At 63.3% G+C, this 20228-nt stretch carries 24 protein-coding genes and 1 tRNA gene; 16 read left to right on the plus strand and 9 right to left on the minus strand.

All coding sequences use genetic code 11. The features are described 5' to 3' along the window. The first annotated feature begins 4 nt into the window (after positions 1-4). From TZ53_RS00675 to TZ53_RS00690, 5 genes are all read left to right on the plus strand, one after another. Positions 5-559 carry a hypothetical protein gene (locus TZ53_RS00675; RefSeq protein WP_044660095.1) on the plus strand — a complete coding sequence of 185 codons (555 nt, stop codon included), beginning with the start codon at positions 5-7 and terminating at the stop codon, positions 557-559. A 213-nt stretch (positions 560-772) separates the two neighbouring features. Then, positions 773-1159: a DUF5681 domain-containing protein gene (locus tag TZ53_RS00680; protein ID WP_238320091.1), complete on the plus strand. Its 387-nt coding sequence runs from the start codon at positions 773-775 to the stop codon at positions 1157-1159. Positions 1160-1168: 9 nt separating this feature from the next. Next, the gene (locus TZ53_RS00685; protein WP_044660097.1) at positions 1169-1393 is read left to right on the plus strand and encodes a hypothetical protein; all 225 of its coding nucleotides are present in this window, start codon (positions 1169-1171) and stop codon (positions 1391-1393) included. After that, on the plus strand, positions 1380-1577 hold the full coding sequence (locus TZ53_RS26565) for a hypothetical protein (protein ID WP_137710332.1): 198 nt from the start codon (positions 1380-1382) through the stop codon (positions 1575-1577). Before TZ53_RS00685 ends, TZ53_RS26565 begins: the two co-directional genes overlap by 14 nt. A gap of 1 nt (position 1578) precedes the next feature. Then, complete coding sequence (locus TZ53_RS00690; protein ID WP_044660098.1) at positions 1579-1791, plus strand: hypothetical protein; 213 nt, start codon at positions 1579-1581, stop codon at positions 1789-1791. Positions 1792-2526: 735 nt separating this feature from the next. Here TZ53_RS00690 and TZ53_RS26570 read toward each other — a convergent pair. Genes TZ53_RS26570 through TZ53_RS00705 form a run of 4 tightly spaced genes read right to left on the minus strand, consistent with a single transcriptional unit; the run spans position 2527 to position 4324 of the window. Continuing rightward, positions 2527-2844 carry a hypothetical protein gene (locus tag TZ53_RS26570; RefSeq protein ID WP_137710331.1) on the minus strand — a complete coding sequence of 106 codons (318 nt, stop codon included), beginning with the start codon at positions 2842-2844 and terminating at the stop codon, positions 2527-2529. A gap of 2 nt (positions 2845-2846) precedes the next feature. After that, positions 2847-3470 (minus strand): hypothetical protein, encoded by a 624-nt coding sequence (locus tag TZ53_RS00695; protein WP_044660099.1) that lies wholly within the window; start codon positions 3468-3470, stop codon positions 2847-2849. Further along, a complete protein-coding gene (locus TZ53_RS00700; RefSeq protein ID WP_044660100.1) occupies positions 3464-3739 on the minus strand; it encodes a hypothetical protein in 276 nt (91 codons plus the stop codon). The genes TZ53_RS00695 and TZ53_RS00700 overlap by 7 nt, the downstream gene beginning before the upstream one ends. A gap of 3 nt (positions 3740-3742) precedes the next feature. Beyond that, positions 3743-4324 (minus strand): hypothetical protein, encoded by a 582-nt coding sequence (locus tag TZ53_RS00705; RefSeq protein WP_137710330.1) that lies wholly within the window; start codon positions 4322-4324, stop codon positions 3743-3745. A 201-nt stretch (positions 4325-4525) separates the two neighbouring features. Between TZ53_RS00705 and TZ53_RS00710 the strand changes: the two genes are divergently transcribed. From TZ53_RS00710 to TZ53_RS26575, 3 genes are all read left to right on the plus strand, one after another. Beyond that, entirely contained in the window at positions 4526-4774 is a 249-nt protein-coding gene (locus TZ53_RS00710) for a helix-turn-helix domain-containing protein (RefSeq protein WP_044660102.1), read from the plus strand. 118 nt (positions 4775-4892) lie between these two features. Further along, positions 4893-5264, plus strand: a complete 372-nt coding sequence (locus TZ53_RS00715; protein WP_044660103.1) for a thermonuclease family protein — start codon at positions 4893-4895, stop codon at positions 5262-5264. Between the two features lie 289 nt (positions 5265-5553). Further along, the gene (locus tag TZ53_RS26575; RefSeq protein WP_157009761.1) at positions 5554-5724 is read left to right on the plus strand and encodes a hypothetical protein; all 171 of its coding nucleotides are present in this window, start codon (positions 5554-5556) and stop codon (positions 5722-5724) included. A 15-nt stretch (positions 5725-5739) separates the two neighbouring features. Here TZ53_RS26575 and TZ53_RS00725 read toward each other — a convergent pair whose 3' ends face one another. After that, positions 5740-5949, minus strand: coding sequence for a hypothetical protein (locus TZ53_RS00725; RefSeq protein WP_044660105.1), 210 nt, complete (start codon positions 5947-5949; stop codon positions 5740-5742). Between the two features lie 364 nt (positions 5950-6313). Here TZ53_RS00725 and TZ53_RS26580 point away from each other — a divergent pair, with 364 nt between their 5' ends. Genes TZ53_RS26580 through TZ53_RS00740 form a run of 5 tightly spaced genes read left to right on the plus strand, consistent with a single transcriptional unit; the run spans position 6314 to position 10856 of the window. Continuing rightward, positions 6314-6463 carry a hypothetical protein gene (locus TZ53_RS26580; RefSeq protein ID WP_157009762.1) on the plus strand — a complete coding sequence of 50 codons (150 nt, stop codon included), beginning with the start codon at positions 6314-6316 and terminating at the stop codon, positions 6461-6463. After that, on the plus strand, positions 6460-6894 hold the full coding sequence (locus tag TZ53_RS00730) for a hypothetical protein (RefSeq protein ID WP_044660106.1): 435 nt from the start codon (positions 6460-6462) through the stop codon (positions 6892-6894). Before TZ53_RS26580 ends, TZ53_RS00730 begins: the two co-directional genes overlap by 4 nt. After that, a complete protein-coding gene (locus TZ53_RS25480; protein ID WP_052628062.1) occupies positions 6894-7715 on the plus strand; it encodes a hypothetical protein in 822 nt (273 codons plus the stop codon). Before TZ53_RS00730 ends, TZ53_RS25480 begins: the two co-directional genes overlap by 1 nt. A 46-nt stretch (positions 7716-7761) precedes the next feature. Then, positions 7762-7986 (plus strand): D-Ala-D-Ala carboxypeptidase family metallohydrolase, encoded by a 225-nt coding sequence (locus TZ53_RS00735; protein WP_052628063.1) that lies wholly within the window; start codon positions 7762-7764, stop codon positions 7984-7986. After that, complete coding sequence (locus TZ53_RS00740; protein WP_044660107.1) at positions 7986-10856, plus strand: hypothetical protein; 2871 nt, start codon at positions 7986-7988, stop codon at positions 10854-10856. Before TZ53_RS00735 ends, TZ53_RS00740 begins: the two co-directional genes overlap by 1 nt. Here the strand turns inward: TZ53_RS00740 and TZ53_RS00745 are convergent. After that, positions 10842-11108, minus strand: coding sequence for a hypothetical protein (locus TZ53_RS00745; protein WP_044660108.1), 267 nt, complete (start codon positions 11106-11108; stop codon positions 10842-10844). The two genes, TZ53_RS00740 and TZ53_RS00745, sit on opposite strands and share 15 nt — an antisense overlap. Positions 11109-11208: 100 nt before the next feature. After that, positions 11209-11469 (minus strand): hypothetical protein, encoded by a 261-nt coding sequence (locus TZ53_RS00750; protein WP_044660109.1) that lies wholly within the window; start codon positions 11467-11469, stop codon positions 11209-11211. A gap of 891 nt (positions 11470-12360) precedes the next feature. Here TZ53_RS00750 and TZ53_RS00755 point away from each other — a divergent pair. Beyond that, positions 12361-12552: a DUF6961 family protein gene (locus tag TZ53_RS00755; protein WP_044662758.1), complete on the plus strand. Its 192-nt coding sequence runs from the start codon at positions 12361-12363 to the stop codon at positions 12550-12552. A 90-nt stretch (positions 12553-12642) separates the two neighbouring features. Here TZ53_RS00755 and TZ53_RS00760 read toward each other — a convergent pair. Then, a tRNA-Thr gene (locus TZ53_RS00760) sits at positions 12643-12718 on the minus strand. Between the two features lie 183 nt (positions 12719-12901). On the opposite strand from TZ53_RS00760, the gene TZ53_RS00765 reads away from it, so the two are divergent. Next, a complete protein-coding gene (locus TZ53_RS00765) occupies positions 12902-14173 on the plus strand; it encodes a PAS domain-containing protein (protein ID WP_025549597.1) in 1272 nt (423 codons plus the stop codon). A gap of 342 nt (positions 14174-14515) precedes the next feature. After that, a complete protein-coding gene (locus TZ53_RS00770) occupies positions 14516-19183 on the plus strand; it encodes an NAD-glutamate dehydrogenase (protein WP_044660110.1) in 4668 nt (1555 codons plus the stop codon). A 54-nt stretch (positions 19184-19237) separates the two neighbouring features. Here the strand turns inward: TZ53_RS00770 and TZ53_RS00775 are convergent, their stop codons facing one another. After that, a complete protein-coding gene (locus TZ53_RS00775) occupies positions 19238-20224 on the minus strand; it encodes an MlaA family lipoprotein (protein WP_044660111.1) in 987 nt (328 codons plus the stop codon). Positions 20225-20228 lie beyond the last annotated feature (4 nt).

The raw sequence follows: 20228 nt of genomic DNA on the forward strand, positions 1-20228 counted from the left end.
TTACTTGGCTGAGGATGAGTCCGACACATCACTGTTGATTCATCCTATTGCAGTTGAACGGCAGGGTGGCGTCGATTGGCAGGAATTTGAGACGATCTTAGGCAGCTACGCAATCCGTGCTGCAGTCGCTCTCTATGATGACACGACTTCCGAGCAGGAATATTTTGCCGCGTTCTATGAGGACAGGTGCACATCGAAGGTTTTGCTGCCTGCGGAACGCTTACTGCGGAAGGTGCAACTTTTCGGGGTACCTCGGCTACGATACCGTGCGAAAACCAGCAATTCAGCGCGCTGGCTTCAACAGCTTCATGTTGAGGGACGAGAATACATTGAGCGCTATCGGGAGATCATTCAGGATGGCCGCCCAGAGCTGCTGAGCACGGCAGACCGCAGGTTAGCAGACTTCAATGTGACTTCAACGCTGGTTCAACGTGGAGTTCAACGTGACATCAACGATTCCTCCCAGTCACCTAGCCACGCGGCCGTGCCCAAGGGCACGGGCTTGGCCGAGGATGTTTCATGGAACGGTTGGCTCGATCGAGCAGCAAACGAAGGCTGAGGAGCTTATAATGGTGCCAGCAAATTTTCACTTCCCTGAGCGAACCCGCAGCGCCCCGCAGCGCCGCAGTGACGCGGGCCAACGCGAAGATCCGGATTGTGCAGTCATTCGTTTTCCCCTCGAACGTGTCCGCCGGTCTGTCGCACTGGTTAGGTGATGGCGAAGAAACCTGAAAATACAGGACGGAAACAGGGCGGACGATTCAAGCCTGGCGTGAGCGGCAATCCTGCCGGAAAGCCTGCCGGTGCACGCCACAAGATCACGCGGGCAATCGAAGCTTTGCTGGACAAAGATCATGAGGCGCTGACCCGCAAGGCCATCGAAAAGGCGCTGGAGGGTGACATGGTTGCGCTTCGCCTGTGCCTGGACAGGCTGGCCCCTCCCCGGAAAGATGCGCCCGTCTCGATCGCTCTGCCTGCCGTTCGCTCTGCGGCTGATGCGGTCGAAGCGTCGGCGGCCATTCTCGCGTCGGTTGCGGCGGGGGAGATCACCCCGGATGAAGCGGGGCGCGTCATGGCGCTGCTGACGGCGCACAAATCCATTGTGGAGGCTGGCGATCATGAAGCCCGGATCGCGGCGTTGGAAGCCAGGGCGAAATAGGAGGTGAGTATGGCGAACTTCGATAAGCGGCTCTCTGCGCTGGAGGCTGGCTATAGCGATCCGCAGCGGGTGGATGCCGTGTTTGCGGGAGAGGCTGACATTTCCGCTTGGCTGCTGTCCGACAGCGGCAACCCAGCGGACCGGGGCGCGGTATGGGATTATATTCTTGGTGCGGTCGATGGGCGCTCAAGGGGTCTGCCGTCTGAAATAGGCGGGTGTCATGTCGAATATTAAAAGCCGGTTGGCTGCGCTGGAAAAGGCAAGCCCGATTGGCCCAGCGATATGGCGGCGGATCATCCAACAGCCCGACCAGACGGAAGACGAGGCGCTAGATGCCTATGGCCATGATCGGATCGCACCAACCGATAGGCTGATCATTCGCAAGATTGTGGATTACGCGGTGCAGATAGGAGGGTGAAGTGGGGAATATCGAAAAGCGGATCAGCGCCTTGGAGGCTGTGTCGGGAGCGGATGCCGGGCCGTACATCATCGAGATTGTGGGCGGGCCGACGCTGACGAAAAGCGAGGCGGCTGCACGCGAGCAGCAAAAGCCAGACGGCCTGGTGACACGCATCGAATTGGTGGGCGTGCTGCCGGAAGCGGAGATATTGCCGATGGTGCGCGCTGAATAAAATAACGGGTGAAAAACAATCATCCGTTATCAAAGAGCGGTCGCCGCTTTGCTAAAGTAGCAAAAATTAGCCGTGCCCGTCTAAAATAGAGGTGGAAATACGATTAGCCCCGCATCATGAAGGGGGTCGATGCGGGGCTACGGGACCCTCCAAGGGGGAGGGAGGAGCATCATGTCCCACCCCGCCCGATTCTACCATTCAGCGAAGGACATAATCCGGAATTGCAGGCGGCCCGACCGGCATACATCGTGCGCCATATCGATGTGGCCCCCGCCCGCTGCTATAGTCATTCTGCTCCTGCTGCCCCGTCTCCTACCCCGGAGGCGGGGTTTTGCTTTTGCCCACGAAAAAAGCCCGGCAGTTTCCCGCCGGGCCAAGGAGAAGGCTGTAAGCCTCCGGGTCGCATCTTTCACTTACCCCCGCCGCATCGATTCGGATTGGATGGAATAGACGGGGCTGTGTCAGGGGTGTCTGCTATCACGGCTGCGCCGCCGCGCTCTGCATGATGCTGGTGGCGGCGCTGAACATGGCATCGACGGTGACGACGCCAAGGATGCCCAGCGCGAGGGCGAAAATGATAAGGCTGTACCGCATGGGGAGATTATCCTGTCGGCGTGACCTGAGCGGAAATTGACAATTCGAATCAGTGCGTTCGGATTGAATCGCTCAGTCGATGAACGGGAAACGCCCCGATCCTTCCGAACCGGGGCGGAGGTGTTGCCATGATGGCAATCGCTAGAGGTCGTTGATCGCCTCGACGCTCGATCCCCAATAGGTGCGACCATCGATCACGACCGCCCCGCATCCGTCATCTCCTGCAAGGCAATAATCCACGTCTCCATCTTCAAGATCGGGATCGCTGTCCATGTCGTCCATGTGGTCGATCATCCGTTGAACCAGTCGCCCAAGCTCTGGGCGGGACAGGCTCGGAATGACCGTCAGGAGGGCCGCCAGCGTCGGAACGGGTTGAGGCTGGCGCTTGTCCCTGCGTCGACGTGTGGCGGGGTTCCTGCGCGGCTGGTAGGCTCTGGCGCGTGGTGCTTTGCTCGCCATGGTCAGGGCCTCCATTCCAGCTTGGCGAGATAGGCGACGATCTTCTCCCGCGTCTCTTGCCGAATGCCTGCCCCTGACTTGATCCTGTCGATAAGGTCTGGTGCATTGGCGACATTCCGCCCGAAGCGGCTTGGCAGCATCTCCCGCTCCGCTATGGCCTTTTCGATGCGGGGGATGAGGTCGAGCGCACAGACCGCCTTACCCTTCGGTCTTGGCTTGTGCTGTTGCGCCTCGTCCTCCTTCTTCATGTAGGCCCGGACGCGAGCGACGACGCGGGAGGATGGATCGCGGCCCCTGCGAAGGTCGCGCAAAAGGTGGCTATCCCCCACGGCTTCGCGCCCGAACTTGCTTGCGGGCATTCCTGCTTTCTTCAACCAGCGCTCAATTTCCATCAGGATCGGCGCGGCATAGTTTCGCTGCGATCTGGCTGGGCGCGGCTTGGGCTTCTGTAGCGTGACGGGCGGCTGTTCGGGCTGCGCAGGCGCGACGGGAACCAGCTTGGGGGCATCCGTTTTCCGGTCGCGCTTCTCCCTCAAGCGCTGGTCAATCCATGCGATGTCAGGGTCCGGCGCAACGGGACCGCGATCATGGGCCAGGGCGGAATAGTTCTGCCGATAGATCAGCATGGCATTGCCTCCTTTGGGCTGGAGGCAAGCAGGAGGGATTTGACGGCCTCCCGCTTCGTGAGGTCGCGCCGCAACGGTCGCTCATGCTGGGCAAGGGCGTCCCGTTCCTGTGCGGTGATCCGCAGCGACCAGTGCAGGCAGACGGATGCGGGGCTGACCGTGTAGCCGCCGCCAAGCTCGACATAGCGGGCCAGCCATTCGGCGGGGTCAAAGGGGCGTGCGCCATCGGTGGGGGCCGAAGCCCCCTGATGAATGTTCGCGATGTGCATGGCTCAGGCCTCCCCGACGATGGAGGTCAGCAGGGGCGTAAGGTCGCCTTCGTCATCCCCGTACTCGCCAATCAGCAGCCGCAGCTTGTGGGCGATGATGTCAGGATCGCGGGAAGGATAGGCAACAATCGCCCGGATAGCTGCTCCTTGGCGCTGCCCTGCCGCCCGACACTCTTCTTTAGCAGCGGGAAGGCCGCTCTCCCGGTCGCAAGATTCCTCCAAGGTATCGCGCTCGGCGCGCATCCGGGCGCAAAATGCATTGTGGTCAGCAATGCCATTGGTCACGCGCAGATCGCCGGTTTCGTGGGCTGGCCGGGCGTCGATGAATTCATGCGGCTTCCCGGCTTTCTCGTCCCATGCGGCCTGCCATTTCGCCTCCGCAGCTTTCGACGCCGCGAAATAGCGATCGTAAGCCTGATCCTCCGCCTCCAGCGCCATGTTGTAGGCAGAGGAGGCTTCGCGCTCATCGTCCAGCAGCCCCAGCCACGCCGGGTCTTGTGTGGTGGTCGGGGTGCAGACCAGCCCGGTAGCGGCGCTGGCAACAGGTGTCGCAATTAGAGACGGTGCGATAATCAGAGCGCGCATGACAGTGCGCCGCGAACTGTGTAGTTCGTGCATAGCTTCAATCCCTTCTAAGCAGGGTTGGAGTTAGACCGGGTGGCGCGGTTGCAGCCTTGCCGCTCGGTCGCTAGCGGACTTCGTTAGCTAAAATGGTTATCTTCCCATAACGGCACACAGTCAACCCGGTTAGTTGATGTTATCCAAAAAAGATGCCATGCTCCTCTGATGATCACACCAGCAACATGTCGCGCCGGTCGCGGCCTTTTGGGAATGACGCAGGCTGAGTTGGCGGCGTCGGCCAGCGTTGGCCTATCCACCGTGAAGAATTACGAGGCCGGGAAATATGTGCCGGTGCCGAACAACCTTGCCGCGATCCAACGCGCACTGGAGGCGGCTGGCGTGGTGTTCATCGCTGATGGCGAAGCGTCATTGTCCGGTGGCGCTGGTGTTAGGTTCGCGGGTGTGGAGAGATGAGTGGTGCAGTTGACATCTATGGGGCGCACGGTCGCCGGACAGATAACGCGTGCGCGTGCGTGCGCGCGCGTAACTGCCGCATCAGCCTTGGACCGTCAGCACTTGGCAACCCGCACTTATGATCCTTGCCTTCTTCATCAGCATCTACCAGCCTCCAACGATCTGCACCGCGATCGATGGCGACACGCTGCGCTGTTCCGAGATCGGGCGGGTAAGGCTGTTGGGAATCGACGCTCCGGAAATGGCTGGCCACTGCCGCAAGGGACGGGTCTGCGCGCCGGGTGATCCGGAGAAGAGCAAAGCCCAACTCGCCAGACTGATCGCGCCGGGCGTGGTGATCTCGCCTGTCACCCGCGACCGCTACGGCAGGACCGTGGCGCAGGTCTATGTCGGTGGGAAGAACGTCGCATGCGAGATGCTGAGGAACGGGCTGGCAGTTTACAAGCCAGCCTGGGACAATGGTGGGCGGCTGGTGGCGGACTGCCGGTGATGCGTTCGAAGCAAGTCCGGCTAATAGCTGCGCTTGGTTTATCCTGCCTCCTCTCCGGTTGCGAAAGCAGGCCAGATCAGTGGGATGCCTTCATATATCCCGATGCGAACGACTTGACCAAGCATGAAGAGATCGCCGGATTCAAGACGTTCGAGCTTTGCCAGAGCGCCGCGATCGGTCGCCTGAGATCGCTGCCCGATCCTGATGGGGGCGACTACGAGTGCGGGTATAAGTGCGAAGCTCGCCCTGGGCTGGGCGGGATCAAGGTTTGCGAGGAGACACGGAAATAATGAGCCGCTATCGCTACCGCTGGAAAGACCGGCATGATGATCTTGTGACCCGACGCCGGGAAAGCCCGTGGCCACTGATTGAGTTTGCCATACTGCTCGGCCTGTCTCTTGCGGCGATTGCCATCGGCATTTTTTCGGCGGGCCACTGGATCGCGGGCCTGATCACCTAATCGGTCTGGATTCGCCTAACTGCTCATTTTGAAGCCAGCCGCGACCCAACGGACAATCATAATGATTGTGATCAGCGGCACGAATATCAGCAGCAGTTCGAGCCAGTGCGCCAACAAGAATATGGCTCCGCCAAGCAACTGACCCATCGTCAGGATGACGAATAACAGAGCGATAGGGGCGAAGAGTACAAGCCCGATGCGCCTAAAGCCTTTCCGCCAATTCATGCGCCGTCCTGCTCGTCCCGGTCCTTTGATGATCGCGACAAAGCCCAGGTGGCTAGGCCGACGATGATCCAGAACGCGAGGGTGTAGAGCCAATGTTCTCCGGACCAAGCATTGGCAACGCTCGATAGAAGACCCCCGATTGTCCAATTCATGTTCTAGCCCCCTGTCGTCCAGCGCCCAATTTCCCATGACTCCCGCAAGCTGACAAGTCCGGCCTCGGCGCTGTCCCGATCTGGCGCAAGGATGACATTTGCGCTGCGCCCGTGCCTGCCTTGTCGCAGCGGTGGGCAAGGCAGAAAACCGCGATTTTCTTTGCTCCTGTATAACATGAGTGGTATTCTGATACCCGTCAAAGGAGCCAGTTATGCGGGAACAGGTACACACATCGCTTACCGCCTTTCGGATCAACCCGGCGCTGCTCGCCGCCGCCTCTGCAAAGGCGAAGAGGGAAGGCGTCACGCTATCGGAACTGCTGCGCCATGCGGTGCGCAAGGAAGTGAGGGATGCGGCATGAATATCAGCTTCGATCCCAATGCGGCCATTGGTGATGTATCTCCGCTTATCCGGAGCGCGGCCTGTGGCGATCTGGGGGCCCAGCGGCAAGGCTGCATGCTTTCGTGGCAAGGGATGAAGGATGCTGTCTCGCGAGGCGCATTTGCAGCCGCCCACGGCCACGCAATTGAAATGATGATTTGGGCGCGGCTGGCGGCCAGCCATGGGGAAGCTCAAGACATCCTGATCCTCATCGCCGCGCTGTCCTATCTGGCAGAGTATTGGGGCTATGACAGCGAGGGCGCGGTCTACGGCAATGACCTATTGGCCGAAGCAACCGCCCTGCTGGACCGGTTGGCATCGGATGGAAATGAAGTCGCTGCGGATGGGCTGAACCTCATGGCGCAAACGGTAGGCCCGCACATCTTTCAAAAAGCTAAGGAGATCGCATAATGGCGATGGCATTCAACGGTGTTGGTCGCGTGCCCGGCCTGTTCGGCTTGCCTCCTGGCTATTCGACGCCGGGGATTGGTGACGGGTTGCCTGTGGGCGGCAATACCCCGGCATCCGATAGCATGCCCCAAGGCCTCGGCTTCTTTGGCGTCCCGCGTTTTGGTGCGCAGGCCGGGGCGGCTTCCCCTGCTGGCCCGCCTGCCGGTGGCCTCCCCAGCAATCAGGGTTCCCCCATCTCATTGATGCCGCTCGATATGCCGCTGCAAAAACCCATTATGCCTGAGAGCCGACCGGGGCCGGAATTTGTTCCCATGGCGCCGCTGCCCGGCGTGGAGCCGAAAAAGCCGGGGTTCTTTGGCAACGGTGGCGTAGGCTGGGATATAGTTGGCGCGATTGGCGATGCGATGGCCGGATTCAATGGACAGCCGGGTCTCTATGCGCAGATGAAAATGCAGCGCCAGAAAATGGCCTATCAGGAGCGCTTGCGGCAGCTACAGCGGCAGCAAGACTGGGAAGATTGGCAGCGCCAATGGGACTATCAGGTGGGGCACCCCAAGCCCTCTACCGCCGCGCCTTACCGCTGGGAGCGCAATGACGGAAGCCTGATGGAAATGGGCGCAGACGGACAGCCGCACGTCGCTTATGACGACCCATCGCCTAAGATGAACTTCATCCCTGACGGCATGGGCGGCGGGCGTTGGGTTGAGGTCCCGCGCTCCTCTAGCCCCATGGCAACGACAGAGCGTCCAGCTATCGGCGCGATCATGCCTGACCCTCGCAAGGGAGGCGGTAGCGGCAACGCTACCGGCGGCTTTCGTTGATCCGGCCAACTTCTCGGCTGGGCGCATGACGAGCGGGCGCAGGACCGTGGCTGGCAACCAAGCGGTGGGCGGCGTTACCAATTCGCTGCACCTCTCAGGGGACGCGGCCGACTTCGTACCCGCGCAGGGTCAGAGCATGATCGACCTGTACCAGCAGGCTCGATCCTACTTCCCGAATGCAACCGAAATTCTGAACGAAGGCAATCACATCCATGTGGGTCAGCGCGGTTATGGGCGCGTCCCCTATTATGGTCGAAAGGGCACAATGTAATGGGACGCTTTACGCAGAACGGCGTGGTCTATGAGGAATTGCCGGACGGCAATGTGCGGGTGGTCGGCTACGCGGACGGCGGCAGGCAGTCGGCGCCCTCTGTCGTGGCGCCCAACCCGTCTAAGGTCGCCAATTCACAGGTGCAGCAGCGCGGGCAGGATTTGGACAACCAGCGCAATGCCGGAACCCTTCCTTTTGCCGCGCCTCAAGCCGTGGCGACCCTGACCCGTACCACGCAGGAAGTGGAGGGCTATAAGCCCAAGCGTGAGCAGGACCTTCGCGCACAGTTCGATAAGGTGGACGCGGTTTCACAATATCGCAGCGTCGTGCCGATCTTCATGTCTGGGCTGAAGGCTGTCCCTGATCCCAAGGGCGATGACGCGCTGCTCTATCACTATGCCAAGGTCATGGACCCGCCTTCGGTCGTGCGCGATTCGGAGCGTCAGGGGGCGGCGGATAGCGCCTCCTTCTGGGATGCGCGGGTGGCGGCGATCAAGAAGCAGATGGGTTATGACGGCGGCGGCCTTGCACAGTCGGTTCGTGACGGCCTGATTCGTGAAATGAACACCAAGATGGCGGAGCTTGCCAAGAGCTACGGCGTGGCGCGGCGCGATTATCAGCGGATTGCGGGGGACGAGGGCTTGAGGCCCCTGAATGTCGTCGGTTCCTTCCCTTTCAACGATCAGCAGATGCGCGATTATCAGGAGATAATCGGTCGGCGCGGCATGAGCCTGCGGGACCAGCCTTACGCATTGCCGCAGTCCACTCTGCCCCCAGCAGAACGCCGTCAGGAAGTCGACCCGACAGGGGGTGATGAGTTTTCCACCGATCAGGACCGACAGTATGCCGCCGTGGCGCAGGCCGCTTTCAATAACGGCGCGAACCGTCAGCAGATGGACGCCATTGCAGCGGCCTTTGGCGCTCCGGCATTTGGTGACGACCTTGACCGCGCAATCGAGGGACGGGCACGCGGCCTGCGGACCCAGCTTAGTATTCCTGCTTCGGGTCGGCGGGAGCCGACGCTAACCGGGCAACTCGCGGCTGGGCCAGTGGGCGGAGCGGCGACGGGCATAATGAACGGCGTCACCTTGGGCGGGTTGGATGAAGCCATCGCCGCTGGTCGCTCTGCGTTCACCGATATTCCCTATGGCACGGCCCTCTATGAAGCCAATCGCAACAAGCATGCGATCGGCAGGGAGAACCCTTGGTCCTACAATATCGGGCAGATTGCGGGCGGTCTGGCGACGGCGGGCGCGGGCGGCGCGCTTGGCGTCGGTTCCAAGCTCCCCCTCCTTTCCGATGTTGGCATAGGTGCCATTGGCGGAGCGCTGGAGGAGAACGATCATCGCCTTGGCGGTGCCGTTTTGGGCGGCGTTCTCGGCGGTGGTATTGGCGCTGGGCTGCGGGGCGTCTCCCGCCTGCCGGGCAGGCCTGCCCCGGTGGACGATACCTTGTCGCGAGTGATCGATCGTGCGGGCTATGGCGGCATCCGCAATCGCCTGGTCGAAGCCCGCGACCTGAATATCCCCATGACGCTGGCGGATGCTGATCCTGCGCTGACGGCCCTTGCCGGATCGGCTACGCGCTTTTCCCCGCAGGCCGTCAAGCAGGCGAGCGATGTTCTCTTTCCGCGTTCACTGGGCCAAATCGACCGTTTCGCACAGGCCGTTGAGCGTGATCTGGGGCCGCTGTCCAATCCCATGCAGCAGAGCGATGACTTGCTGGCGCAGGCGCGCACCGCTGCGGCTCCGCTTTATGAGCGGGCCTACAAAGCCCCTGTCATTGGCACGCCCACACTGGATTCGCTCATCAATACCCCGTTCGGTAGGCAGGCAGTCGGCAAGGCACGGACGATCGCGGCAAACGAACGTCGCGATCCTGCGGCCATGGGCTTCCGTCTGGACGCTGACGGCAATGTGGTGCTGGAGCCGACCGTGCCGATGACGCTTACCAGTGCAGGGCGAGAAGGCGGTGCACCCGTTCAACAGCCCGGCTACACCACGCAAACGCTCGACTATGCGAAGCGCGGCATGGATGACGTGCTGGAGCAGTATCGTAACCCCATCACCGGCAAGCTGGACCTGACCACGGCGGGCCGGGCGGAAAACGGCGTGCGCGCAGACTTCCTCACCGAACTGGACAAGTTGAACCCGGCCTATGCGCAGGCCCGCGCCGCCTATCAGGGGCCAATGGAGTTGCGCGACGCGCTGGCGGCCGGTCGTGATGCGGTGAAGCAAAGTCCCCGTGAGGTTCAGACTATCGCGGGCCGCTCCTCTCCCGCACAGATGGAGCAGATGCGACTTGGCTATCGCGTTGGCCTGAACGACCGCGCCAACGATATGCGCTATTCGTCCAACCCGTTCGAGGGCATTTTGGGGACGCCAGCGGCGGAACAGCGGCTGTCGGCGGTCTATGGCGACAACTTCCCTGGCGTCAGCCGCCTGCTGCGCCAGCGCGACATTGAGCGCAATCTGGCACGTTCCACCAATGACATTCTCGGCAACAGCAAGACGGCGCAACGGATGATTGCCGATGAGACGTTCGGCAACAGTGCCGCCGTCAACGCTCTCGACGCAATTTCGGACATCGCCTCCATGAAGGTCCCGGTCAAATCCACCATTGGATTTTTTGGCCGTGCGGCGCTTAAGGATCGCGCCCGCCTTGGCAGCATCCGGAACGCTGAGAAACGGGCCAATGATCTGGCGCCCCGCCTTTTCAGTCCCGATACTGCGGCGATTATCGACGCCGTAGACACGTTGATGGGCCAGACGGCTCGCTACCGGACTCGCCAGAATTTGCTGGAGCCTGTCGTCGGCCAGATGGGCGGCGCAATCGGGGGCATGACGCCCGGCTGGCTATTTGGCCACTAAGGCGGGATCAAAGCTAAGGAAGAGCGGGACGCCGACCGCAAACGCAGAGGCAATAAACACCCACAAAGCGATCTTGGCCCGACGCTCCCATTTTCTGAGCGTCAGGTCAGCCTCGTACATGCCGGTCTTGGGGTTATACTCCATCGGGATACTGCTCCGCCCGGCTTTCCATAGGCGATAGCGGGCGATCAGGAACATCCCGAAAGAGAAGCTGAACGCGTGCAGGAAGATGGAGAGGGTCGTCTGGCTCACGGGTTCAGCCTATCGCATCAGCGCGGCAATCGCCAGTCTATCGACGGGTCGGTATTGCACCCGGTAAAAGTGGTGCGATCTGCATCACTTTCTTGAAGCGCTACTGCTTTTCCCCGTCCGCGTCTGTGTAGCCCGCCATCCAGTTTATCCACAATTGCGCACGCGCCTTCAGATTGGGATGGTCAGCCACGGCGGACACCATCAGTTGATGCGCCCGGTCGGTGTCAATTTCGACCTTCTCGCCCAGAACCCGGATCATAGCCGCCAAGGCCACAAGAGCGGCGTCAATTTCATCAGCGCTGCGGGACTGGAAATTGGAGTGGACGGGCATAGCTTCTTCCTCGCTCGCAAGGGGTATCATTATTAGTGATACCCTTCGCATGGGGGCGCGCTCAATGCACACCCTTAAGCGCCCTGCTATAGATCGCGCTGCTACAAAGCATGTCGCACGATGGTACGAGCTTTCCGGTTCTCGCTTGGGGTGTGTCCAGTTTTGGGCATACCCATGTCACGCGCCGCGACATGGCACAGGAAACCAACGTCGCACGCTGCGACATAGGTTTGGACGGGTGCGACAAAATGACGCACCTGTCTTGTCCGATGGGAGGTGATCCGGCCCCAGCATGAAAAAGTTTCAAGGTTTCAACGTCCGCGCTCACCGTCATGAATTTGCTGCGCTGTGCAGCAAACTCCCTGACGCCCTATGCGCAACATAGACCCTTCGTCCGAAATTCGGACGATGAACCAAATTTGGATCATCCGCTGGCTTCCGGAATACTCCCCGAAATTGGGGAATACCCAAGCGTCTGAATTTCAGGCGGCCGGGCGTGATCGCACGATCCCCAATGGGGGACGTGCCGATGGTTCCCCCGATTTGGTGAACCAAGCCGAACGCCAGCGTCCCACTATCCGAAGCGCGGACAGTGACCAGCCAGGCGAAATTCGTTCGCTTGATCCGGCGCGGTGCCGTGCCGCGACGTACGTCCCAGACTGTTACGAACGTCACGGGAGATTTTTCCGGAACGGGAAAGAACTGCGGCTTCCACCAAAGGTGGGAGTTGCCGCCGATCGGTGTAACGGCCTGTGACGCCGATCCAGTTACCACCGTTGGTGGAAATTGCCGTTCGGCCTGTCCTGATCCCCGCCGCGACCGCAGGGTATGGGCATCATACACATACCTTCGCTCAAAATCGGTTCGCGCCACGGTGCCGCAAACCTATCGCGCCTAGCGACCTTCCTCTATCCTGCCCAGATGATGACCCGCGATCAGGAGCTATGGGGCATGGCGTCGATGGTCCTGCGCCAGCATGGCGACCGTGCGCCGGTCGTGGTGGCGGAGAGGATCGGCCAGCTTGCCAGCGAGGGAAAGGCGGAAGGCGTGGCGCTGTGGAAGGAGGTTGCGCGGCGGCTAGAGCAACTGATGGGACAGGATTCGACCCAGTAGCGCGAGTTTTCTCCCCGCGCTTATCGCGTGCTTATCCACGGCCGTTCACCTGAACGGACTGGCGTGGAGTGCTGCTAAGTGCTTGAAAACTGGTGCCGCTTACGTGACTCGAACACGTGACCCTCGCATTACGAATGCGATGCTCTACCGACTGAGCTAAAGCGGCGTTGGGGCGGGCAGATAACAGCGCTTGGCGGGAAGGACAAGCGGGCAAATGCGATTTGCCATGCCCATCCAGCGTCAAACCGCTTCGGATCATCATTTCACCCCGCCTTTACACCATCTTTACCATCCAATGGCACTGTCGATTCTCAAGGAAAAGCTTTTACCTGAACCAAGGACCGATGGGATGGACACTCTGCGGGGGCATGAAATCGCCGATGACGAGGACGATTTCGGCCCGGCCGACGATGCAGCGATCGAGACGCCGCCGCTTGTCGGCGCCGATGAGCGCCGGATGCAGGTGCGTGCCTATAATTATTGGGCGTCCCTGCTGGGCGACCGCAGCCTGCCGTCCATTGAGGATCTGGCGCCCCAGGATCTGGAAGATTTCGGCCCCTTCAGCGTCCTGCTCGACTTCAGCACCGGGCTGGAGAATCCCGCCATCGTCTATCTCGGCACCGCGCTGCGCGAAGAGTGCGAGATCGACGGGCCCATCCAGTATATCAACGACGTCCCCGCCCGCTCGCTGCTGTCGCGGCTGACCGACCATTATCTCCAGATCATCGCCAACGCCGCGCCGATCGGGTTCGAGGCCGGCTTCGTCAACCAGCGCGACGCGGAAATCCTCTATCGCGGCATTTTGATGCCCTTCTCCTCCGATGACGAGACGATCGACTTCGTCTTCGGCGTCATCAACTGGAAGGAAGCGGCGAGCCAGGCCGTCACGGCGGAGATCGACCGGGAGGTGGAAGCCGCCCTGCTCTCCAGCCCCGCCGCGCCGCCGGTCGCGCCGATCTGGGCGGACGGTCCGGCGGTCGAGGATTTCGACACGCTCGACCTTGGCGGCATGGAAAGCCCTGACGAGGACGCTCCGCTGGCCGATTGGCTGGCCCTCGCCCGCGACAGCGCGGAGCAGGCGCGCACCAGCGAGGCCCGCAGCCATGCGGCGCTCTATCGCGCCATCGGGCTCAGCTACGACTTCGCGCTGGTTACGCTCGCCCGGCCGGAGGAATATGCCGAACTGCTGGAGAATAGCGGCCTCAAGGTCCAGGCCCGAGCGCCGATGACCGCCGTGGTGAAGCTGGTCTTCGGCTCCAGCTACGACAAGACGCGCATCACCGAATATGCCACTGCGCTGGATCATGCCCGCGCCAACGGCATAGCCCTGGGCAGCTTCGGCGACTATCTCGCCAATTATGACGGCGGGCTGAAAGCGCTGGTCCGCGACGAACGCGCCCAGCGCCGCACCGACGGCCCGGCCAAGCCCGATCGCCAGCAGACCGCCCGCGCCGCGATGAAGGCGGCCGCCGCGCTCGATCCCTTCACTGTCGCCACCGATGGCGACGGGCTGGCGGTGGTCATCGCCCGGCGGGAGAAGGACGGATCGCTCGCCATTGTCGGCGCGCTGCCGGAAGGGTCGGAAATCGGCCAGAGGGCGATCGTCGCCGCTGCGAATTAGGCGTTGTCGCCCGGCCTGCTCCCGCGCGGGAGCAGGGTGCATTCAACCGGGGCGCATCCTTAATCGCGGCCCAGGCCCCTCCCATCGGCAGAAACGGCCGCGCCGGATTGACAGAACGGGATCATGGGCCGATTTCGTGGCTTACTCTCCAGGGCGTTCGTCCCATGCTGCGCTGCATCATATTATTTCAATTTTACGTAACTTTATTTCCCATCCTGGGTTGAGCCTCAAGACGCAGTGGCGCATAGTGGACGGCATCGGTTTGAGAAGTCGCGTGGCGGTTCTCCGGCGCCTTCTCCGTTCACAGAAGCGGGGCTGAACCCGCGGGCAAGAGGCAGGCGCATGACGGCATTGGCTGAATCGAGGCAAGTTGACCACAGCATAAGCGAAGCGCTGGAGGCGGCGCTGGCTCGGGGCGCCCTGCCCGGCGAAAGCGAAGGATTCGACCAGAAGGCGATGCTGGCGGCGGCGGCCTTCATCGCCGGCACCGCCGCGACCCGCCGGCCCGGCCATGTCGCCATCGGCATGGAAACGCTGGGCGAAGGCGCGACGGGGCGCTACATGCGGATCGCCATCGTCAATGACGACATGCCCTTTCTGGTCGATTCCATCGCCAATGCGCTGGCCGCCGCCGACATCATCATCCATCGCCTGCTTCATCCCGTCCTGTCGGTCGAGCGCGACGGCGACGGCCATTTGAAGGCGATACTCGACAATGAAGCCGCCGGGGCGCGCCGGGAATCGATGATCTATATCGAGGCGGACCGCGCCGACGCGAAGGCCCGCCGCGCGCTGGAAAAGGCGCTGGAGGAAACGCTGGCGGACGTCCGCGCCGCCGTGTCCGACTGGCCGAAGATGCGGGAGGCGATGGCGGCCGATGCCGATGCCGTGCCCGACGAGGAAGGGGCGGCGCTGCTGCGCTGGTTCCTGGCCCGCCACTTCACCCAGATCGGCCATGAGGTTCGCCACCGCGACGGAAAGGCGGACGCCGGCATCGGCATCTGCGGCCTGCGCGACCAGCCCCTGCTGGCCCCCGCGACGCTGGAGGCGGCCTTCAACTGGTTCGAGGAAGGCAAGCGCACGCCGCTGATCATCAAGTCCAACCGCCTCTCCCGCGTCCACCGCCCCGTCCTGCTGGACCTGATCATCGTGCCGGTCCGGGACGGCAAGCAGGTGACGGCGCTGTCCATCCACGCCGGCATGTGGACCAGCGCCGGGCTGGCGACCACGCCCGACAGGGTGCCGCTGCTGCGGTCTGCGCTGTCGGCGCTGATGGACAAGTTCGATTTCGATCCGCACGGCCATGCGGGCAAGGTGCTGACCCATGCGCTGACCGCCCTGCCCCACGACATCCTCATCGGCTTCGACCGCGAGACGCTGGAGCGGCTGGTGCTGACCTTCATGTCGCTGACCGACCGGCCGCGGCCGAAACTGGTGCTGGGCACCAGTGCGCTGGCCCGCCATCTCTATGCCTTCGCCTGGCTGCCGCGCGAGGAGCTGACCACGGCGCGGCGCGTCGCGGTGCAGGACATGCTGAGCCAGGCCTGCAACGGCCCGGTGCTGAGCTGGTCGATCGCTCTGGAGGAAAGCGGCCTGGCGCTGCTGCGCATCACGCTCGACCTGCGCGACGGCGGCGTGGTGCCCGATGAACAGCCGCTCGACCGGCAGTTGAAGCAAATGGTGCGCGGCTGGCTGCCCGCTGTCGAGGAGGCGCTGGCCGAAAGCGAGGAGGCCGGCCGGGCCGCGACGCTGGCGCAGCGCTACGCCCCCGGCTTTCCCATGGGCTATCGAAACGGCGCCGGCCCGGCCGAGGCGGCGATCGACATCCGCCTGCTGCACAGCCTGTCCGCCCCCGGCGACAAGTCGATCCGCATCTATCGCAACGAAGAGGATGCGCCCGAACGGCTGCGGCTGAAGCTCTACAGCCATGACGCCATCGCCCTGTCCGAAGTGGTCCCCGCCTTCGAGAATTTCGGTTTCCGCGTGATCGACGAGATGCTGACGGCGGTCGAAGCCAGGGGACAGGCGGGCGCGCTGGGCCATGTCCAGCGCTTCGTCCTGGAACTGCCGGCGGGAGGCGATGCCGAAACCGTGATCGCCCGCGCCAACATCGTGACGGAAGCGATCGCGCAGGTCACCGAAGGCGTGGCGGAGAATGACCGGTTCAACGAGTTGATCGTCACCGCCGGGCTGGACCAGCGATCGGTCGTGCTGCTGCGCGCACTGTTCCGCTATCTGCGCCAGACCGGCATGGCCTATGGCATGGCGACCTTTGCCGAAACGCTGCGGCGTGAGCAGGGCATCGCCCGCCAGCTCATCGAGCTGTTCGAGGCGCTGCACGATCCGGAGGCCAAGGATGGACCGGCGCGCGCCGCCGCCGCGCAACAGACGATCGAGGCGGGGCTGGAGAAGGTCACGGCCATAGACGAGGATCGCGTGCTGCGCCTGCTGCGCGCCGTGATCACCGCGACGCTGCGCACCAATTTCTACAGCCCGGCCGCGCAGGAGGCGCTGGCCTTCAAGCTGGACAGCGCGCAGGTCCCCGGCCTGCCCGCGCCGCTGCCATGGCGGGAAATCTGGGTCTATTCGCCACGCGTCGAGGGCATCCATCTGCGCGCGGGGCCCGTAGCGCGCGGCGGGCTGCGCTGGTCCGACCGCCGGGACGATTTCCGCACCGAAATATTGGGCCTGATGAAGGCGCAACGAGTGAAGAATGCCGTCATCGTGCCGACAGGCGCCAAGGGCGGCTTCTATCCCAAGCAGCTTCCCAACCCGCAGGTCGACCGCGACGCCTGGTTCGCGGAAGGCACGGAAAGCTACCGCATCTTCATCCGCGCCCTGCTTTCGGTCACCGACAATATCGTCAAGGGCAAGGTGAAGCACCCGGCGCAGGTCGTCATCCACGACGGCGACGATCCCTATTTCGTCGTCGCCGCCGACAAGGGCACGGCCACCTTCTCCGACGTCGCCAACGCCCTTGCACTGGAACGCGACTTCTGGCTGGGTGACGCCTTCGCCAGCGGCGGCTCCCACGGCTATGACCACAAGGCGATGGGCATTACCGCCAGGGGCGCGTGGATCAGCGTGAAGCGGCATTTCGCGGAAATGGGCGTCGACGTGCAAAGCGAGCCGGTGCGCGTCGTCGGCTGCGGCGATATGTCGGGCGATGTGTTCGGCAACGGCATGCTGCTGTCGAAGGCGATCAAGCTGGTCGCCGCCTTCGATCACCGCCACATCTTCCTCGACCCCGATCCCGATCCGGCGAAAAGCTGGGAAGAACGCAACCGCCTGTTCCAGTTGCCGCGCTCAAGTTGGGACGATTATGACAAGACGCTGATCTCCAGGGGCGGCGGCGTCTTCCCGCGCAGCCTCAAGAGCATCCGCCTCACCCCGGAGGTGCAGGCGATATTGGGCGTCACCGACGCCGAAATGGAGCCGACGGCGCTGATCTCCGCGATCCTGAAAAGCCCCAACGACCTGCTCTGGTTCGGCGGCATCGGCACCTATGTGAAGGCCGCCGCACAGAGCCATGGCGATGTGGGCGACCCCGCCAACGACCGCCTGCGCGTCAATGCCGAGCAGCTTCGCGTGAAGGTGGTGGGCGAAGGCGCCAATCTGGGCGTCACCCAGGCGGGCCGCATCGCCTTCTCCCTGCGCGGCGGGCGGATCAACACCGACTTCATCGACAATTCGGCCGGCGTCGACTGTTCGGACAATGAGGTCAACATAAAGATCGCGCTCAACAAGGAAATGGCGGAAGGCCGCCTCTCCTTCGACGACCGCAACAGGCTGCTGGTCGGCATGACGGACGCGGTGGCCGACATCGTGCTGGAGGACAATCGCCTCCAGGCGCTCGGCCTTTCCATCGCGGAGGCGGGCGGCGCGGCGGAACTGGCGAGCTATGTGCGGCTGATCGAAACCTTCGAGGAGACGGGCCGGCTCGACCGGCAGGTGGAAGGGCTTGCCGCCAACGACCAGTTGCTGCGGCGCGGTCAGGAGGGGCTGGGCCTCACCCGGCCTGAACTCGCGGTGCTGCTGTCGACCGCCAAGCTCGCCTTGCAGGACGCCATCGAGCATGGCGACCTGGCCACCGACCCCAGCATGGACGACGAACTCGCCCAGGCCTTCCCGCCCGCGATGCGGAAGAAGGAGGCCGACGCCATCGCCGCCCATGCGCTGAAGAGGGAGATCATCGCCACCAAGGTCGCGAACCGCATCGTCAACCGGCTCGGCCTGATCCATCCGTTCGAACTGGCGGAGGAGGAGGGCTGCTCGCTGGCCGACCTCGCCAGCGCCTTCCTGATCGCGGAAAGGCTCTACGACATCCGCCGGCTATGGGATGACATCGACGCGGCGGAGATGTCCGAAGCCGCCCGGCTCGCCCTGTTCGGGGACATCGCCAACGGCATGCGGGCGCAGATCGCGGACATATTGCGCAGCCTGCCGTCCGGCACGCTGCCGCAGGCGGGCCATGGCGCGCTGGCCAAGGGCGTGGGCATGCTGGCGAAGCAGGTGGACGACCTGCTCACCAGCGAGGCGCTGCGCCGGGTCACGGCCGCAACCGACCGGCTGCTCTCGCTGGGCGCGCCGGAAGCGCTGACCCGCCGGACCGCCGGCCTGTTCAAGCTGGACGGCGCGGTGGGCATCGCCGCGCTGGCCGGGCGCCTGTCGGTGGATGAAGTCGCCCTGACCCGCGCCTTCACCCATCTGGGCGAAGCGGTCGGCATCGACTGGGTGCAGTCCACCGCCGCGCGCATGGCGCCGTCCGATCCGTGGGAGCGGCTGCTGATCTCCGGCGTGGCGCGCGACATGCAGCAGGTGCGGCTCGACTTCCTGGCGCAGGGGACGGGCAAGGACATCGCCCATCATGTCGAGGCATGGCTGAAGGAAAGGGGCGCCCGCATCCAGCAGTTCCGCGCCCTCGTCCAGCGCGCCAAGACGGCGGCGACGCCCAATGTCGCGATGCTGGCGGAGATCGCGGGTCAGGCGCGGGGATTGTTGGGGCGGTAGGAGGCTTTACGCTCTCTCCAACCCCCGTCATTCCCGCGCAGGCGGGAATGACGATTATGGGGTGGGGGTGGGAATCGGCTCCGGCGCAGGGACCGTTTCCGGCGGCGGCGCCTTCCCCAGCCCCGGCCCATAGACCGGCGTCACCGGTTCCTCCACCGTGCGTCCGTGCAGCGCCTCGATCTCCGCCTTGCGCTGTTTCAGATACAGCTCGCGATAATAGGCATAGGGATTTTCCTCGCTGCGAATCTGCTGGATCGTCTCGTCGAAGGCGGCGCGTTCGCCCAGCTGGTTCAGGATCGTCGCGGGAATCACATATTTCGGCTCGTTGAACGGCTTGCCGACGGCGAAGGGCACGACCAGCTTGTCCACCGTATCCCCCACAATGTCGCGCAGCGTCGTCGGCCCGACGATCGGCAGATACATATAGGGGCCCGGCCCCACGCCATAATAGCCCAGCACATTGGCAAGGCCGTTGGGCCGATAGGGCAGGAAGAAGGGCTTGCGCTTCGCCACGTCGAACAGGCCGGCCACGCCCAGGGTGGTGTTGATGGTGAAGCGTCCGACCGTCTCCATCGCCTTGCCCGGCTTGAACTGGAGCATATAGGCCAGGAAGACCACCGGCTCCTGCAAGTTGGAGAAGAAGTTGCGCAGCCCCTTGCGCGCGGGCTTTGGCAGACCCTTGTTATAGGCCTTGGCGACCGGTTCCAACACGGCCTTGTCGACCGCCTGCACCGTCTGGAAACTCTTCTCGTTCAGCCGCTCCAGCGGATCGCCCGGCGGCGGGCGGCTATGGCCCGTCACGACGATCTCGCCCGGCTGCGGCGCGGCAGCCGCAGGCGCGTCCGTGCCCGGCAGGTTCGGCATTACCGGCGGCGGCGGCACGACCAGCACCTGCGGCGTCCCTCCGGCGGCGGCCTGCGGAGCGGCAGACGCATCGGGCGCTGGCGCGGCAACGGCGGCAGGGTCGGACGCCGCCGCCCCCTCCGTTCCCGCTTGCGCGCCCATCATCAGCATTCCAGCGGCTATGGCCGGCGTCAGCATATCG

This window comes from Sphingobium sp. YBL2 (assembly GCF_000943805.1).
GTDB classification, from domain to species: Bacteria; Pseudomonadota; Alphaproteobacteria; order Sphingomonadales; family Sphingomonadaceae; genus Sphingobium; species Sphingobium fuliginis.

Coding starts and splice junctions, on each gene's coding strand:
- TZ53_RS00685 (WP_044660097.1), top strand. CDS start 1,169: ATGGCGAACTTCGATAAGCGGCTCTCTGCGCTGGAGGCTGGCTATAGC.
- TZ53_RS26565 (WP_137710332.1), top strand. CDS start 1,380: ATGTCGAATATTAAAAGCCGGTTGGCTGCGCTGGAAAAGGCAAGCCCG.
- TZ53_RS26570 (WP_137710331.1), bottom strand. CDS start 2,844: ATGGCGAGCAAAGCACCACGCGCCAGAGCCTACCAGCCGCGCAGGAAC.
- TZ53_RS00695 (WP_044660099.1), bottom strand. CDS start 3,470: ATGCTGATCTATCGGCAGAACTATTCCGCCCTGGCCCATGATCGCGGT.
- TZ53_RS00700 (WP_044660100.1), bottom strand. CDS start 3,739: ATGCACATCGCGAACATTCATCAGGGGGCTTCGGCCCCCACCGATGGC.
- TZ53_RS00705 (WP_137710330.1), bottom strand. CDS start 4,324: ATGCGCGCTCTGATTATCGCACCGTCTCTAATTGCGACACCTGTTGCC.
- TZ53_RS00710 (WP_044660102.1), top strand. CDS start 4,526: ATGATCACACCAGCAACATGTCGCGCCGGTCGCGGCCTTTTGGGAATG.
- TZ53_RS00715 (WP_044660103.1), top strand. CDS start 4,893: ATGATCCTTGCCTTCTTCATCAGCATCTACCAGCCTCCAACGATCTGC.
- TZ53_RS26575 (WP_157009761.1), top strand. CDS start 5,554: ATGAGCCGCTATCGCTACCGCTGGAAAGACCGGCATGATGATCTTGTG.
- TZ53_RS00725 (WP_044660105.1), bottom strand. CDS start 5,949: ATGAATTGGCGGAAAGGCTTTAGGCGCATCGGGCTTGTACTCTTCGCC.
- TZ53_RS26580 (WP_157009762.1), top strand. CDS start 6,314: ATGCGGGAACAGGTACACACATCGCTTACCGCCTTTCGGATCAACCCG.
- TZ53_RS00730 (WP_044660106.1), top strand. CDS start 6,460: ATGAATATCAGCTTCGATCCCAATGCGGCCATTGGTGATGTATCTCCG.
- TZ53_RS25480 (WP_052628062.1), top strand. CDS start 6,894: ATGGCGATGGCATTCAACGGTGTTGGTCGCGTGCCCGGCCTGTTCGGC.
- TZ53_RS00740 (WP_044660107.1), top strand. CDS start 7,986: ATGGGACGCTTTACGCAGAACGGCGTGGTCTATGAGGAATTGCCGGAC.
- TZ53_RS00750 (WP_044660109.1), bottom strand. CDS start 11,469: ATGATACCCCTTGCGAGCGAGGAAGAAGCTATGCCCGTCCACTCCAAT.
- TZ53_RS00755 (WP_044662758.1), top strand. CDS start 12,361: ATGATGACCCGCGATCAGGAGCTATGGGGCATGGCGTCGATGGTCCTG.
- TZ53_RS00765 (WP_025549597.1), top strand. CDS start 12,902: ATGGACACTCTGCGGGGGCATGAAATCGCCGATGACGAGGACGATTTC.
- TZ53_RS00770 (WP_044660110.1), top strand. CDS start 14,516: ATGACGGCATTGGCTGAATCGAGGCAAGTTGACCACAGCATAAGCGAA.
- TZ53_RS00775 (WP_044660111.1), bottom strand. CDS start 20,224: ATGCTGACGCCGGCCATAGCCGCTGGAATGCTGATGATGGGCGCGCAA.